Origin of the sequence: Halobacillus litoralis, from assembly GCF_020524025.1 — a bacterium.
Lineage (GTDB): Bacteria > Bacillota > Bacilli > Bacillales > Halobacillaceae > Halobacillus > Halobacillus litoralis_D.
Genome location: NZ_JAIVKN010000003.1, coordinates 35662 through 50975, shown reverse-complemented (window position 1 = coordinate 50975; position 15314 = coordinate 35662). Strand labels below are relative to the sequence as shown.

Genomic DNA, 15314 nt, shown 5'->3' with positions numbered 1-15314 from the left:
TAGCCGTTGATGAACGTTTGTCCATGTGGATGTGTACAAAAAGTATTCCGGCCATTTGACTTAAATATCATTGAGTAAATTCTTAATTTCATTGATGGTGTTCTCTAATAAATCATTACGATCTTGTAGACTGACATTTTCAATTTTTAATTGATTACTCATAATCTTTAAAGATTGATTTTCAGCATTTAATCGTTCGATTTCCTTCTTCAGCTCTTCCATTTCTTCACTTGAACAGCCTTCTTCGTAAAACCAGTCATGAATAATATCTACGGTACCATCCTGCACTCTATAAGAGTAGTTCGGATCGTTATTTCCAATAACCCAGACGGAGAAGCCTAAGAAATAGTCAAGATCTTCCAGAGATTCCCTGTAGGCCTGCCAACCGTTTGCTTGTATTTCCGGTGACTTAACATTTGAAACTTCTTCGTTCCAGGGAAATTGCAGCCCGTACTGCAGAGCGGGAATGTTGAATCCCCCAAAAAATATATCTTTTCCTGTCACCTCATGAAATCTATTGATCTCTTCTAATACATTTTGGTTTCTATTATAAACATTGGTTGACTTTAACCGCTCTTTAATTTCAGTAACATCTGGAACAGCTGTATTTGTAATTTCAAACCAGGCATCTGTAGAAATAAAGTCAACATATTTCCAGTATTCCCTATTGATTTTCTCTACAAATTTGTTCTGAGTTTCCTGACTCCAAACAGCTGTGTACCACCAGTTGGTTCTTAAAATGACCTTACCATTATATTGGTTTTTCGTGTTTTGGATCATTTGAATCCATTCACTTTCCATAGATTCTAATTGTACTAAATTAGAAGAAATGTTAAATCCCCAAATATCGTACACATTGGCAATGTCTTCGATCAATGGGTTAATTACACCTGTCTGCCATTTGACAAACCATTCTTTCTTGTTAGAAGGGTTCCATTCTGTTTCCCCATATCTCCCTCCTTGAATAAAAGGGAAAGGCTCTAATATTACATGAATATTATTTTCATTTAATACATTGATCACATTGACTGCCTTTGCTTTCTGCTGTTCATTTATGACCATCGTTAGTGAAGTCCGGCTGGGAATATCTACTCGGATTGGAACATTTACCGTATTTAAGTTCATTCTTTTTACGTCGTTCATAATCATGTCAGTATCAAAAGCATCCAGGACCCACAAATTACCAGACTTAATCTTCCCGTCCTTGACTTGAGGAACGTAACTTTCATTAGTCATCGCAACGGCTTCTTTCTTTCCTATTACTTTTCATATGGTACCTCCGTTTAATATTCTGCAAAACCGTTATGTCCTATCTTTATAGAATATACGATCTCCTCTATTCTGATTGGGTTCATGCAATAGATCTAGATGCGAAAATATTTCATACTTTCTTTTAAGTGGCTGGCAGCTTAAGTAATAGGAGTAATAGCGCTTTGTTTAATAGAGTCCTGTATAGATAATTATACATTTTTTAAGTTTTTTTAGGTTTTTTGTGATCCAAAATGAAACTCCTCTCGTTAGCTTAGTGAATTAAAAAATTTAGAGGAGTGGATGTAGAAATGAACATTAAAATGAATTGGAAAAAAACTTTTGTAGCTCTGCCTTTATCCGCAGCTTTAGTAATCCCGACAGCAAGCCCCGCTTTTGCAGATGATCACGGAAATCATACCAATATGGACAAGGTCACTGTATCGACGCCGGCAGCTGACTTAAGAGCAACTCTTGATCAGTACTTATCTGAACATGCGTATCTTGCTGTTGTAACTATGCAGAAGGGCGTTCAAGGGGCGGAAGACTTTGAAGAGGCGGCTGGTGCATTAGAAGCGAATACACAAGATCTGACGGGTGCGATCGCTTCTGTGTATGGTGAAGAAGCAGGGAAGCAATTTAATGATATGTGGTCGGAACATATCGGCTATTTCGTTGATTACGTAAAAGCAACGGCTGAAGATAATGAAGAAGGACGTCAAGAAGCATTGAATAATTTAGACAACTACAGAGCGGACTTTTCTCAATTCCTGGAAACCGCTACGGACGAACGTCTTGAAGCTTCTGCTTTAGCTGAAGGTCTTCAAATGCACGTCAACCAATTAATTGGAGCTTTTGACAATTATGAAGAAGGTAACTTTGATGAAGCTTATGAAAAATTACGTATGAGCATTGATCATATGTATGGGGTAGGAAAAGGGTTGTCTACAGCCATTACCAACCAATTCCCGGATAAGTTTGAAAACACCAGCCCGGCTACTCCAGCGGCAGACCTTCGTGCGGACTTAAACCACCTGCTTTCTGAGCATGCTGCTCTAGCTGTGCTTGCTATGCAGAAAGGCGGCGACGGAGCAGAAGATTTTGAAGAAGCGGCAGGAGCGTTAAATAATAACACAGAAGATCTTACAGCAGCCATTGCTTCTGTGTATGGAGAAGAAGCAGGGGAACAGTTTAACGAGATGTGGTCAGAGCACATAGGTTTCTTTGTTGATTATGTTCAAGCTTCTGTTAATGAAGATGATCAAGCCAAAGAACAGGCGCTGACGGCTCTTGATGGCTATCGCAAAGATTTTTCAGAGTTCCTTGATACCGCGACAGAAGGTGGTTTGGAAGCAGAGAACACAGCGGAAGGTCTTCAAATGCACGTGAACCAGCTGACGGGTGCTTTTGATAATTATATCGAGGGTGATTTTGACATGGCTTATGAAGAGGTCCGTAAAGCTTATGCTCATATGTATGGGGTAGGTGAAGGGCTGTCAGGTGCGATTGTGAATCAAAATCCTGAAATGTTTGCGAGTGACATGCCGACTGAAATGCCAAAAACGGGTATGGGCGGCATGAGTGAAGAAGGTGGCTTAAATGCTTGGATGATTGCATTTGCCAGTATGGCAGCGGCACTGGCTGCAGTAGTAGTAGGTGTGCGACGTAAGAATAACCAGGCATAACCCATTCAACATACCAACCTCTGGTCAAACTACCAGGGGTTGCTTACGATAGAGAGGCGGGTGGTTTGAATGTATAAACTCCTTCCTTTGTTCTTGCTCCTGTTTTTATTCGCTTGTTCCACTATTCAAGAATCTGAAGCAGGCGTTAAGAGCGGACAGGAGGCAGATGTTGGGTCAAAAACAGATTTAAGAGCAGCTTTAGATAACCAGTCTTCCAGTTCTGTTAAGTCAGCAGGTAATACAGGTAAGATGGAAAATACAGCTATCGTACCTGCTTCTATCAGCATACCTGCAATTAACGTTCAGGCAGATATTGAAGAAGTGGGAAGATATGAAAACGGGCAGATGGGAGAACCGAAGAGTATTGATGGCGTAGGCTGGTATCAGGACGGATACCTGCCAGGTGAAAAGGGTAGTTCTGTTATGGCAGGTCATGTAGATAGTAAAACAGGTCCGGCTGTGTTTTATCACCTGGAGGATTTGAATCCGGGAGATAAAATTAATGTTACAGACGCTGAGGGTCAGAAGCAGACGTTTATTGTACAGAAATCTGAGAGCTATGACCGTAAAGAAGCACCCCTCAATAAAATCTTTGGTTTTTCCTATCGGCGTCAGCTCAATTTAATTACATGCACAGGGGAATTCAATAAACAAGCAGGGACTCATGATAAACGTCTTGTTGTGTATACGGTTCATGAAGATGATGTGACCGAATAGCGCTCCATGGCGAAAAAATCTAATGAAAAGCGGTGTCTGATAAGGCAGACATCGCTTTTTGTATGCGGATAATTTCGGGTGAATGAATAACATCCGCTGTGCAGGGTATGTAATTACAAGTAAACAGTATATTAGTATGAAGAAGAAAGGGCTGGGAAAATGAGCTTAAATCATTGGGGAATGGAAGACATTCCATCTTTAAAGAACAAAATAGCTATTGTAACAGGAGGAAATGGCGGACTTGGATATGAAGCGGTTAAAGCTTTTGCTATTAAAGGGGCCACCGTCATAATGGCATCAAGGTCACTTGAGAGAGGTGAAAAGGCCAGGGATTCTATTTTGCGATTGTATCCGGAAGCTGCCATTGATGTGATGTCTTTAGATTTAGAAGACTTGAATTCAGTTAAAGAGTTTGCTGAAACTTTCAACAGGAACTATCATCGGTTGGATATATTATTAAACAATGCCGGTGTCATGACGACTCCATATGGCAGAACTAAGGATGGATTCGAATTACAACTTGGGATTAATCACCTCGGGCATTTTGCCTTGACATCCCTGCTGTTTGATCGTTTGAAAGCAACAGATGATTCGAGGGTCGTCAACATCAGCAGTAACGCTCACAAGTCAGGGAAAATGGACTTCGATAACTTGATGTTTGAAGAAGGTAAGGGATATTCACCTATGAAATCCTATGGCAGATCAAAGCTTGCCAATCTTCTATTCACGTATGAACTTCAGCGACGTATCGAAAAAGAAGGACTCGACGTCAAAAGTTTGGCTGCGCACCCCGGCGGAGCTCAAACTAATCTTTCCAGGCATATAGAAGACAAACTACTCTTTAAAATACTCAGCCGTCCTCTTCGTATGATGACACAGAGCGCCTCGCAAGGAGCTTTGCCGGGCATTCGTGCTGCTACCGATCCTTCGATTGAAGGCGGACGTTATTTAGGTCCTTCCGGCTTTATGGAAATGAAAGGGGATCCTGTCATCGTGAAGCCCAAAACAGAAGCCTTCGATGTTCTCGATGCAGAAAAGCTATGGGAAGAGTCCGAACGTCTGACAGGCGTTTCATTTCCTGTCACAAGATAAGGGTCCTTGCAGTAATCATATAGTATCTAAGTGTAGGAATAAGATGGAAATCTATCCACCTCAATAATTGTAAAAAAAGTCCCTGATCTCCAATATAGGTGGTCAGGGGCTTTTTTATGATTTTATGTTACGTATTAACGGTTGTACCTTTTACCTGCTTTACAAATTCCTTCATAATGGCAGGTAGATCCGGCCAGGCATGTCCAGAGACAAGATTATCATCCACAAAATCCATTTCGTCGACGTATTGAGCACCTATACTCTCTACTTCCGGTTTACACGCTTGATAAGCCTTCATTTTCCGTCCTTTAACAACATCTGGAATAGTTGTTAAGACAAGACTTCCGTGACACATCACAGCAATTGGCTTTACTTCCTCAAAGAAATGACGGACAATTCCTGGAAGCTCCTCATTCATCCGGATATGTTCAGGAGCACGGCCGCCAGGGATAATCAATGCATCATAATCGCTTGGGTCGACATCAGCAAATGTCTTGTTCGATTCAATTTTATATCCCGGCTTTTCTGTGTAGGTCTCCCAGTCTTCAAAATCATGGATGACCGTATTTAGTTTCTTTTGATGAGGCGCAGCAATATCCACCTCAAATCCTTCTTCTTTACAACGGAAATATGGATAATAGACTTCTAAAGCTTCGACTGCATCACCGGTTACAATCAATACTTTTTTTGCAGACATATCCTATCCTCCTAAAATAGTAATTTTTCCAAAGTTCATAAGGTATATTCCCGTTATTATCCATATCTAACCAGTTTTCCAGGTCTCTTTAAAATAGATTAGTAGATTCTTTTCCTCATATCTGGTTTGATAAAGGTAATTAATTTATTGGAGAGGGTATGCGTGGATTATATTGGAATCGACCTTTCTGGGCCGAGTAATAAAACAGATACCGTTTTAGTATGGTTTGAAGAAGTAAGCCGTGAACTCTATTACAAGGATCATATCACCCCTGCGAGTGATAGAGATATACTTACATTTATCGAAGAACTTGGGTCTAAAAGCGAAGTGACCATCGGTATGGATGCCCCGCTTTCTTATGAGGACGGGGGCGGCGACAGGGAACAGGACCGCGCGTTTAGAAAGTTTGTACAAGAAATGGGAATGAAATCTGGATCCATTATGACGCCTACCATGACCCGGATGGTGTACTTGACTTTAAGAGGCATACGATTGACAAGAGAGCTTGAACAATTAGAAACCGTTCATCCGATTCATATCGTTGAGGTACATCCTGGAGCAGCTATAGGGTCCAGATTAGAAAATCCAATCCAGGAATTTTTGGAATATAAAAAAGATAGAGATTTGCGGGAACAACTGCTGAGGTTTTTTTTCCCAGCTCAACTTATGTATAAAATCCCAGTGTCTTTCTCGAAGGAAAGTCATACCATCGATGCGTGTGCTGCAGCTCTGGCGGCCTGGCACTGGAAGGAACCAGACTATCAGCCCTCTTATATCTATCCGGCCTCTCTGCCTTTACATCCCTATGATTTTTGTTGTTAATTAAATGACTTCACATAAGGGAGGGGCCTGGAACTTTTATAAAATGCCTCTGTTAAACCTTAATGTTGATTTCATACAAACCTTCTTACCTGGAATTCAGGTCTGCAGGCACACCTGTTTTTACTTATAGGAAATTGTGATAAGTTAGTACTTATCCAACCGATTAAACAAAATAGAGGATAAGAAGGAATCGTAAAGGGGGAAGAAAAATGAAGTTATTAATAACCGAAGTCATATGGGAAGAAGGAATAGCAGAGCTTGAGGAACAGGGGTTTGATGTTGAATATGATGAAAATCTTGGGCAGGACCGCCAACGCTTACTAAAAAAAGTGGCTGATTTTGACGGATTGATTATTCGAAATCAGACCCAGGTGGATGAAGAGCTTTTACGAGCGGGATTGAATCTAAAGGTCATAGGGCGTCTGGGGGTAGGGCTGGATAATATAAATATAACTGCTGCCAAAGAGAAAGGCATTCCTGTTGTTTTTGCGAAACATGCGAACGCCACGTCTGTAGCTGAATACGTCATGAGTGCCGTTCTCCAATCGAACCGGTCTTTCGCTAAAGCCAGCGAAGATGTACATAATGGGAATTGGAACAGGAAATTACATACCGGGGAAGAAGTGTACGGGAAAACAATCGGACTGATCGGTCTCGGGGAAATTGCTCATCGTGTAGCAAAACGAGCGCAGGTTTTTGGAATGGATGTAATAGGTTATGGTCCTTCTATTACTGAAAATGATTACATCATATCTGAAACAGGTGTCGTACTTCAATCATCATTGGATGAGCTGCTGGCTGCTTCTGACTTTGTTTCTCTTCATGTACCGTTAAACGATTCAACAAGAGGTCTTATTGATCGAAAAGCCTTGCAGATAATGAAACCAAGTGCTCATTTGATTCAGACAGCCAGAGGCGGCGTTATCGATGAACATGCTTTAGCAGAAGCTTTAAGAAACGAGGGGATTAGAGGTGCTTTTATAGATGTACTGGAATCTGAACCTATTGATCCATACCATCCGCTCCTTTCGTTATCGAATGCTGTTCTTACTCCCCATATAGCCGGCCTTACAGAAGAGTCCCAGGTCCGCACATCGGTGCTTGTGGCAAAAGAAGTATCGAAGGTTTTAGCTGGGAAGCCTTCTTTGTGTGTCGTCTAATTGTCAACGATAAGAAACTTTGGTATAGTTCATATAGTTAATAAGGGGAGTAGCTTTAACAGTAGTGTCGTCATTACAGAGGGGATACCTCTCGGTGCTACTGGCGACTTTGATGTTGCTAGCAAGACCTTTGCCACGGGGTGAAGGTCTTTTTTTGCGCTTTTTTCTATGGTTTGGATTGGGCGTATTACTTAGTTTCAGGAAGGGGAAAAATTGTGGATTCTATTTGGATTGAATATGGGTGGACGTTATTAATCCTCATTGGTCTTGAGGGACTGCTGTCTGCTGATAATGCGTTAGTGCTGGCGGTTATTGCTAAACATCTACCCGAGGATGAGAAGAAAAGAGCCATTAATTATGGAATTATCGGTGCCTTTATTTTTAGATTTGGAGCTCTTTTTGCCATTTCATTTATTGCCAATGTATGGCAGGTGCAGGCGATTGGAGCTGCTTACCTGATTTATTTAGGCTTTAAAAATATTCTTGGTAAATCAGAAGATGAATCCGATGAACAGGGAGAAAAGACTTCCGGAAAAGGTTTCTGGCCGACTGTACTAAAAATTGGAGCGGCAGATCTAGTTTTTGCAATTGATTCCATACTCGCTGCTGTTGCCTTAGCCCTGGCGTTACCAAACTCACCACTGCCGGAGTTTGGCGGGATGGACGGCGGTAAATTTATCGTTGTTATTATAGCAGGTATAGCCGGTTTGATTTTAATCAAGTTTGCAGCTACATGGTTTGTAAAACTATTGGAAACACGACCAAGCTTAGAAACCACTGCCTACTTAATTGTGGCATGGGTTGGAGTGAAGCTGGCTGTGATCACACTTTCCCATAAAGAAGTCGGCGTGTTGGATGAGCACTTCGCTCATGGCTTAGCCTGGACGATTATTTTTTGGACAGTCCTGCTCTCTATCGCTGTTGGCGGCTGGTTTCTATCAGGAAGAAATTCAACCAAAGACAGTTACAATAAAAAGGCATCCTACAGGGAATCATAAGGGGAGAAAGACTCAAAACGTTTGTTTTGAGTCTTTTTGTATTGCAGATGCATCCTGAAAAAGTGGCATCGACCTCAAACTTTATTTTTCATCGATCCATCCTTCTGCCTAAGCCCCTTCTAAAAGAATTAAGCTGAGTAAAGCAGGTTGTAAAAAACAAAGAGAACTAATTCATCCCTTCCAAAATAAGCGGAGTATTTAAAATACTTAGACAATAGGGATTTCCTTGTTCTTGTCCATTCCTTCTGCTAGAATACGAATCAATCAAATTTTATATGTAATCCTTATATAAATGTGGAAATAGGGTCCACAAGTCTCTACCCGGCTGCCATGAAAAGCCGGACTATAAGGAAAGATAAGATCGTGGCGGCTTTATATAAGTCCCATACAACCTCTTTCCTTTTTTAGGGAAGAGGTTTTTTGTCTACTTATATTATTTGTCAGGAGATCTGTAAAGGGGAGATAAGTTTATGAGTAAAAAAGTCTATTTAAATCATGATGGGGGAGTCGACGATCTCATCTCTTTATTTTTGTTGTTACAAATGGAAGATGTTGAATTGACCGGAGTAGGGGTCATTCCAGCTGATTGTTATTTAGAGCCGGCTCAATACGCCAGCCGGAAAATTATTGATCGTTTTGGAAACGGAAGTCAAGTGGAAGTAGCTGCTTCAAATTCCCGTGGGAAAAATCCTTTTCCAAAAGAATGGCGCATGCATGCTTTTTATGTAGATGCTCTGCCTTTACTAAATGAGGAACCGACAATTAAAACAGAGCTAGCAGCGCTTCCAGCTCATAAACATTTAATTGATGTACTAAGAAATAGTAACGAGAGAACGACATTAGTTTTCATTGGACCGTTAACGGACCTCGCTCGTGCCTTAGAAGAGGCTCCGGACATAGAAGAAAAGATTGAAAAACTAGTTTGGATGGGCGGGACGTTCCTTGAAGTAGGGAATGTTGAAGAACCCGAGCACGATGGAACCGCAGAATGGAATGCATTCTGGGACCCTGAAGCTGCAAAGAAAGTATGGGAAAGCGGCATCACTATCGATCTAGTTGCTTTAGAAAGTACCAATATGGTTCCCCTAACACCTGATGTAAGACAGATGTGGGCGTCACAAAGAGAGGACCTGGGCATTGACTTCTTAGGACAATGTTACGCTATGGTCCCGCCTCTTGTTCACAATCAAACCAATTCTACTTATTTCCTGTGGGATGTGTTGACGACGACTACGGTTGGAAATGATGGGTTAGTCAAGAAGAAAAAAGTAAACAGCATTGTACATGATTCCGGCGCAAGTCAGGGAAGAACAGAGCTAGATGATAACGGAAGAGAAATCAATCTTGTCTATGAAGTTGAACGTGACGCATTTTTTGAATACATGACAAATCTGGCCCGACAAAATAAATAACACAAAAAGATCCGTCACCTGTGAAAAGGGGGCGGATCTTTTTATTATGATAAGGTTTACATAGAAAATTCCCATTGAAATGTACTTCTTAGGGTGGTATGATTCCTTTTTTAAAATAAAAATGACTTATAAAAATCTTTTACATCTAAGAGGAAGAGAGGAACATCATGAGTAACATTCTTTGGGGATTGGGTGGTATGTTTACCATCTTTTCTTTAGCTGTTTTATTTTCAACAAATCGAAAAGCCATCAACTGGAGAACCGTCATTGGCGGTCTTTCTATACAAATTGGTTTTGCATTCTTAGTCTTTGTAACAAGTTGGGGAGAACATTTGCTAGATGCTATGTCATCTGGTGTAAGTCAATTAATCGGCTACACGACAGAAGGGGTTGAATTTCTTTACGGGCCTCTGATTAATCATGAGGGCATCGGAATGATGTTTGCGTTTCAAGTCCTTCCTACGATTATTTTCTTCAGTTCACTCATTGCGGTCCTCTATCATTTAGGAATTATGCAAAAAGTAATTATGATGATCGGCGGTTTCTTATCTAAAGTATTAGGAACGACGAAAGTCGAAAGCATTAATGCCGCTGGGAATATTTTTGTCGGTCAGACAGAAGCTCCGCTGTTGATCCGCCCATTTATTTCCCGTATATCAAAATCCGAATTATTTGCAGTAATGACTGGAGGGTTTACCTCCATTGCCGGATCTACTTTAGTTGGCTATTCCCTGCTTGGAATAAAGGTCGAATATCTATTAGCTGCTTCCTTTATGGCTGCCCCGGCAGCTCTTGTCTTAGCTAAAATCATTGTACCTGAAACAGAACCCAACAGTGAATATATTGAAGATGTTCGTCCTGATGAGGATGATACGGCAAATGTTTTTGATGCTGTTGCAAATGGAGCCATTACGGGTTTGAAACTAGCTTTAAATATTGGTGCTATTCTTCTATCCTTTATCGCCTTGTTAGCTCTTTTAAACGGGATTATAGCTGCGATCGGCGGGGCCTTTGGAGTCACCATTACCATTCAAAAACTGCTGGGGTATGCATTTGCGCCCTTAGCTTTTGTCATCGGTGTGCCTTGGGAAGAGGCTGTGAAATCAGCGAGTTTCATTGGACAGAAGATTGTCACCAATGAATTTGTCGCTTTTTCAAACCTTGGCGCAGTAAAAGGCGAGTTGAGTGCTAAAGCAGAAATTGTAACAACCTTTGCACTAACCGGGTTTGGAAGCCTGTCTGGAATAGGTGTGCAGATTGGTGCACTCGGCGGCCTGGCACCTGACCGGCGCAGGGACGTCGCAAATTTAGGGCTGAAAGCGGTATTGGCTGCAACATTGGCCAACTTACTTTCTGCAAGTATTGCAGGGATGTTTTTATTATAATGAAGAGATTATAAACGGACTTCAACTTGGAGTCCGTTTTTTTTTTAGGTCCAGTAAATGACTTGTGTTAGTTGGATATAGATGAACGATAGGCAGGCATACTTACTTGTTTATTTCGCAGGATGCTGATATAGAATAAAATGAGAATTGCTAACTTTTTTTTAACTACCTCGCTATGCTTATTGGTTAAGGGCTGTGGTCAATCGAAAATTTTTCACATTGTTAATAGTTATGAGAGCAAGCCGAGGGAATTTTACTCTCGGTTTTTTGGTCATACATATGTAAGTTTTTTTACGTAGGTCCTAGATAGGAGAAGATTAATAATCATGCTGGATCGTTTGTCTTAATTTGGAAAATAGTGTTAGTCTGTTTGGATGATTTTGTCTATTAAAGGCAGGCTTTTAGCTTTTATTAAACGTACTTTGTAGAAGAAGTATTTAATAGGAGGGATTTTGTGAAAAAGAAATTATTGACGGTAGCATTTTCTGGTGTTTTGTTAACTTCTGGTGCCTTTATTCCGACCACTACGACCCTGGCAGGAGAAAGTGGACCAAACGGACCTGATTTTAATGGGCATGAAACAATAAAAAATGAGCGGCTTCATAGTTACGAAGAAATGACCGACTTTCTGCAAAAACTGGATCAACGATCCGAGGCTCTTGAACTGGAGGTCTATGGCGAGTCCGTTAAGGGAAGGGATCTTTACTTAGCGAAGTTTGGAACGATGAATAAAGACAATCCGACGATTTTGTTTCTGACCCAGCAGCATGGGAATGAGACGTTAACGACTGAAGGTGCTCTTCAAGTCATCAAGTACTTAACTTCGAATGGACATAATGTCAAAGAAATCCTTGAAAACGTCAACGTTTTAATAGCTCCGAGACTGAATGTAGACGGAGCGGAAGGGGATGTCAATTTCTCGCTGGAAGATTACGTATCGGGGACACACACCCGTTATAATGCCAACGGTGTCGACTTAAACCGGGATCATGTAGATCGAAAACAGCCGGAAACGAAGGCTCTGCATGAGAACGTTTTACAAAAATATAAGCCGGATTACATGATTGACCTCCATCATCAGGGAACACAGGTGACACTTGGTGACACCGGGGAGCAGGTTTCGGGTTCAATTCTTTATCCGACCAATGACAAAGTAGATCCGGAAGTACGAGAGCAGTCCAAAAAACTGGGAAGTGTCGTGTATGATGCGGTGGAAGCCAAAGGATATGGATTACTATCGAAATATCCAGGCGGATCAGCACAAACGATCAGCCGGAATGGACTGGCTGCAGAATATGGAATATCAACACTTCTTTTGGAAATGAGGGGAATGGCAGATCATTATAAAGACGATTATGTACTAGGACAGAAGAGCAATAGTTACTTAATTCAACAAGCCGTTACAGCTATGAAAGCGACTCTTAATGCGCTTGCAGACGGTTCTATTGAGTCAGCAGATACATCATTTTGGGAGACGTTGCCAGAAAGCAATTATGAAGGAGAGTAAATGAAAGAAGTAGGTATGACATGTGGTCATTGCGAAAAAGCTGTCAAAGGCGCTTTAAATGAAAGCGATATTGTTCAAGAAGTACAGGTTGACTTGGATACAGGGAACGTAACCGTTTCTTCTGATGAAAACGTACAAAAAGAAACGATGGCAGAAGCGATTGAAGAGCAGGGATATGATGTTGTTTCTTAACAACTAGACAAGGAATTTTTTGAAAGCCTTAAGATGCAGCTGCGAACGCATCTTAAGGCTTTTTTTGTAAGCTTTAGCGATCTATTAAAAGATAACTCCATGAACAGACAGCTTTCTCTAATGTCTAAACTAAAGTTCTCATTATGGAAGTGGATTTGTACATAATTGGTTTAAGGGTTCCTGTCCAGGGTTACTCTATGAGGGTTGTAAACATCTTGACTCTGTTGAAGTGTATTGTTGATTGCCGATTCATATTTAATAAGGAGGATGAATAAGAATGTCGCATGAAAAATATCAGACCGTTATTAAAACGTTACATGAGTGTATGGAAGCTTGTAATCATTGTTATGATGCATGTCTTCAAGAGGAAGACGTCAATGCAATGGCTGAATGTATCCGTCTGGACAGAGAGTGTGCGGATATGTGTGCTTATCTTGAGCAGGCTCTGGTTCGAGGGACTCCTTTTGCTAAGGAATTAGCGGATGTATGTGCCAAAATTTGCGAAGCTTGTGGAAACTATTGTAAGCAGCATAATCATGATCACTGTCAAGCATGCGCAGATGCTTGCTTTAAATGTGCCGATGCATGCAGGAACATAGCTTGATCTTTTTAGATACCCAGAAAAAAACAGACCGGGATCATCCCGGTCTGTTTTTTTGGATACTTTATTTTGTTCTCATGTAAGAAAGTTCATTCTACCGGGATTAATTTTGCTGGTGTGTCGGCCTCTATGATATATCCATCACCAAGTGTCATAACGTATTCAGGCACACCGTAATCACGGGTGGTTAGAATAATGTTGACGCTCAAATCTCCCTGATCCGTATAGACAACAAAATTTCCTCCACCGCCTTCAGGTACAGCTTTATACCTTCCTGCTTTAAAGTCATGGCCTGCCAGGAACTGACCTGCCGTAAGAGTAATAGGGACCGCTTCTTTTTCCTTAATCACATTTTCTAAAGAAGCAAGTTCCGCCTTCTTATCTTTAATCTGTGTATCCAGTGAGCTTTTTTCTTTTTTTGCTTCATCCATTTTACCACTTAGTTTGTCTAAATCTTTCTTCAAGGCATCTCTTTTTTTAAGAATAGAAAAGGCTTTGGATACTTCTTTTTCTTTGTCTTTTAAGATTTGGTCCTTTTTCGTCCGCTCGCTTTCTTTATCAGAGATTTCTTTTTTAATATCCTCTAGAGTGGTTTCTGCCTCTGAAATTTTAAGAACGACACCTTCATAATCATAGGTTTCCTCATCGATTTCTGTTTGTGCACTTGTAATCCCAATGGAATAACTGATTAAAGAAACGATAACCACCCCGAAGATGATTCCAGTAATACTCCACGTTTTTTTGGACATAAAGAAACCCTTCACAGCACCTTTCCTCCCTTTATTTAGAAAATCTCATTGATTTATATCGGGCATGCGCTGGAAGTATGACTGTATAATCGCTGGAAGCCATTCAATAAATTTTTATAAGGAAATAAAAAAGAGAGATGATAGAAAGAACCCATTTTTAAATTAGAAATAATCCAGGACACCCTTTATGATAAGCTTGATAAGGAAGAGTAAGATCAACTATCGGAGGGGCAGTTATTCCCCTTATCATTGTAAAGGAGTCGTGTGTGGGATGAATCCAAAGAAAGAGAGAATGTATTTTCGTAAGGAAGAAAAAAAGGGGACAACGTCGGGATTGTGCGATAAATATATCCAAACAAATCTTGTCACGCTGCCTAAAGCGTATGCATTTGATTTTTTGTTGTTTTGTATGAGAAACCCAAAACCATGTCCAATAGTAGAAGTCATGGAACCCGGGCAGACGACACCTAAAGTGGCTGACGCTGATATTCGAACAGACCTGCCCCGTTATCGAATTTATCGTAACGGTGAATTTACAGAAGAAGTGTTTAATCTAACGGAAGTCTGGCAGGATGATTTTGTTACCTTTCTTATAGGGTGCAGCTTTACGTTTGAAAAGGCATTATTAGATGGAGGAATTCCGCTGCTTCATCAACAACAGGAAAAAGTAGTACCCATGTTTAATACTACAATACCCTTAGAAACAGCCGGGGTGTTCAGCGGGAATATGGTCGTAAGTATGAGACCTGTACCGAACCATTTAGTGGAACAAGCTCTTGATATATCCCACCGGTTTGAACTATCCCACGGAAGCCCTGTCCATATAGGGTCACCTGAAGATATCGGAATCACTAATGTGCAGAATCCTGACTATGGAGAGCCGGTAACTTTTAATTCGTCCGAAACGACACCCGTTTTCTGGGCTTGTGGGGTGACACCCCAGAATGCTGCTCTCCAAGCTAAACCGTCCATCATGATTACGCACGCCCCTGGTCACATGCTTATTACCGACGAGCTTGATAGCAACTATAGCAATAGCTGAGCATGCA

At 41.0% G+C, this 15314-nt stretch carries 15 protein-coding genes and 1 riboswitch; of the genes, 12 read left to right on the top strand and 3 right to left on the bottom strand.

The features are described 5' to 3' along the window. Window positions 1–60 precede the first annotated feature (60 nt). On the bottom strand, window positions 61–1236 hold the full coding sequence (locus LC036_RS11835; RefSeq protein WP_226582679.1) for a glycoside hydrolase family 113: 1176 nt from the start codon (window positions 1234–1236) through the stop codon (window positions 61–63). Between the two features lie 335 nt (window positions 1237–1571). Between LC036_RS11835 and LC036_RS11830 the strand changes: the two genes are divergently transcribed. The 3 genes from LC036_RS11830 to LC036_RS11820 all read left to right on the top strand — a co-directional run bounded on the left by LC036_RS11830 (window position 1572) and on the right by LC036_RS11820 (window position 4742). Then, entirely contained in the window at window positions 1572–2933 is a 1362-nt protein-coding gene (locus LC036_RS11830; protein WP_226582677.1) for a copper amine oxidase, read from the top strand. Between the two features lie 69 nt (window positions 2934–3002). Beyond that, entirely contained in the window at window positions 3003–3650 is a 648-nt protein-coding gene (locus tag LC036_RS11825; protein ID WP_226582675.1) for a class F sortase, read from the top strand. A gap of 159 nt (window positions 3651–3809) precedes the next feature. Further along, on the top strand, window positions 3810–4742 hold the full coding sequence (locus tag LC036_RS11820; protein ID WP_226582672.1) for an oxidoreductase: 933 nt from the start codon (window positions 3810–3812) through the stop codon (window positions 4740–4742). Between the two features lie 127 nt (window positions 4743–4869). Here the strand turns inward: LC036_RS11820 and LC036_RS11815 are convergent, their stop codons facing one another. Further along, on the bottom strand, window positions 4870–5439 hold the full coding sequence (locus LC036_RS11815) for a DJ-1/PfpI family protein (protein WP_226582669.1): 570 nt from the start codon (window positions 5437–5439) through the stop codon (window positions 4870–4872). A gap of 162 nt (window positions 5440–5601) precedes the next feature. On the opposite strand from LC036_RS11815, the gene LC036_RS11810 reads away from it, so the two are divergent. From LC036_RS11810 to LC036_RS11775, 8 genes are all read left to right on the top strand, one after another. Further along, entirely contained in the window at window positions 5602–6261 is a 660-nt protein-coding gene (locus tag LC036_RS11810; RefSeq protein WP_226582666.1) for a DUF429 domain-containing protein, read from the top strand. Between the two features lie 209 nt (window positions 6262–6470). After that, the gene (locus tag LC036_RS11805) at window positions 6471–7421 is read left to right on the top strand and encodes a hydroxyacid dehydrogenase (protein WP_226582663.1); all 951 of its coding nucleotides are present in this window, start codon (window positions 6471–6473) and stop codon (window positions 7419–7421) included. Window positions 7422–7636: 215 nt separating this feature from the next. Further along, the gene (locus tag LC036_RS11800; protein WP_226582661.1) at window positions 7637–8419 is read left to right on the top strand and encodes a TerC family protein; all 783 of its coding nucleotides are present in this window, start codon (window positions 7637–7639) and stop codon (window positions 8417–8419) included. A 264-nt stretch (window positions 8420–8683) separates the two neighbouring features. Then, window positions 8684–8785: riboswitch (purine riboswitch) on the top strand. Between the two features lie 104 nt (window positions 8786–8889). Next, a complete protein-coding gene (locus tag LC036_RS11795; protein WP_226582658.1) occupies window positions 8890–9831 on the top strand; it encodes a nucleoside hydrolase in 942 nt (313 codons plus the stop codon). 167 nt (window positions 9832–9998) lie between these two features. After that, window positions 9999–11216, top strand: coding sequence for a NupC/NupG family nucleoside CNT transporter (locus tag LC036_RS11790; protein ID WP_226582656.1), 1218 nt, complete (start codon window positions 9999–10001; stop codon window positions 11214–11216). Between the two features lie 454 nt (window positions 11217–11670). After that, window positions 11671–12723 (top strand): M14 family zinc carboxypeptidase, encoded by a 1053-nt coding sequence (locus tag LC036_RS11785; RefSeq protein WP_226582653.1) that lies wholly within the window; start codon window positions 11671–11673, stop codon window positions 12721–12723. After that, on the top strand, window positions 12724–12915 hold the full coding sequence (locus LC036_RS11780; protein ID WP_226582651.1) for a cation transporter: 192 nt from the start codon (window positions 12724–12726) through the stop codon (window positions 12913–12915). 277 nt (window positions 12916–13192) lie between these two features. Beyond that, entirely contained in the window at window positions 13193–13519 is a 327-nt protein-coding gene (locus tag LC036_RS11775) for a four-helix bundle copper-binding protein (protein WP_226582648.1), read from the top strand. A gap of 86 nt (window positions 13520–13605) precedes the next feature. Here LC036_RS11775 and LC036_RS11770 read toward each other — a convergent pair whose 3' ends face one another. After that, window positions 13606–14265: a hypothetical protein gene (locus tag LC036_RS11770; RefSeq protein ID WP_226582645.1), complete on the bottom strand. Its 660-nt coding sequence runs from the start codon at window positions 14263–14265 to the stop codon at window positions 13606–13608. A 271-nt stretch (window positions 14266–14536) separates the two neighbouring features. Between LC036_RS11770 and LC036_RS11765 the strand changes: the two genes are divergently transcribed. After that, window positions 14537–15307, top strand: coding sequence for a putative hydro-lyase (locus LC036_RS11765; protein WP_226582642.1), 771 nt, complete (start codon window positions 14537–14539; stop codon window positions 15305–15307). Window positions 15308–15314 lie beyond the last annotated feature (7 nt).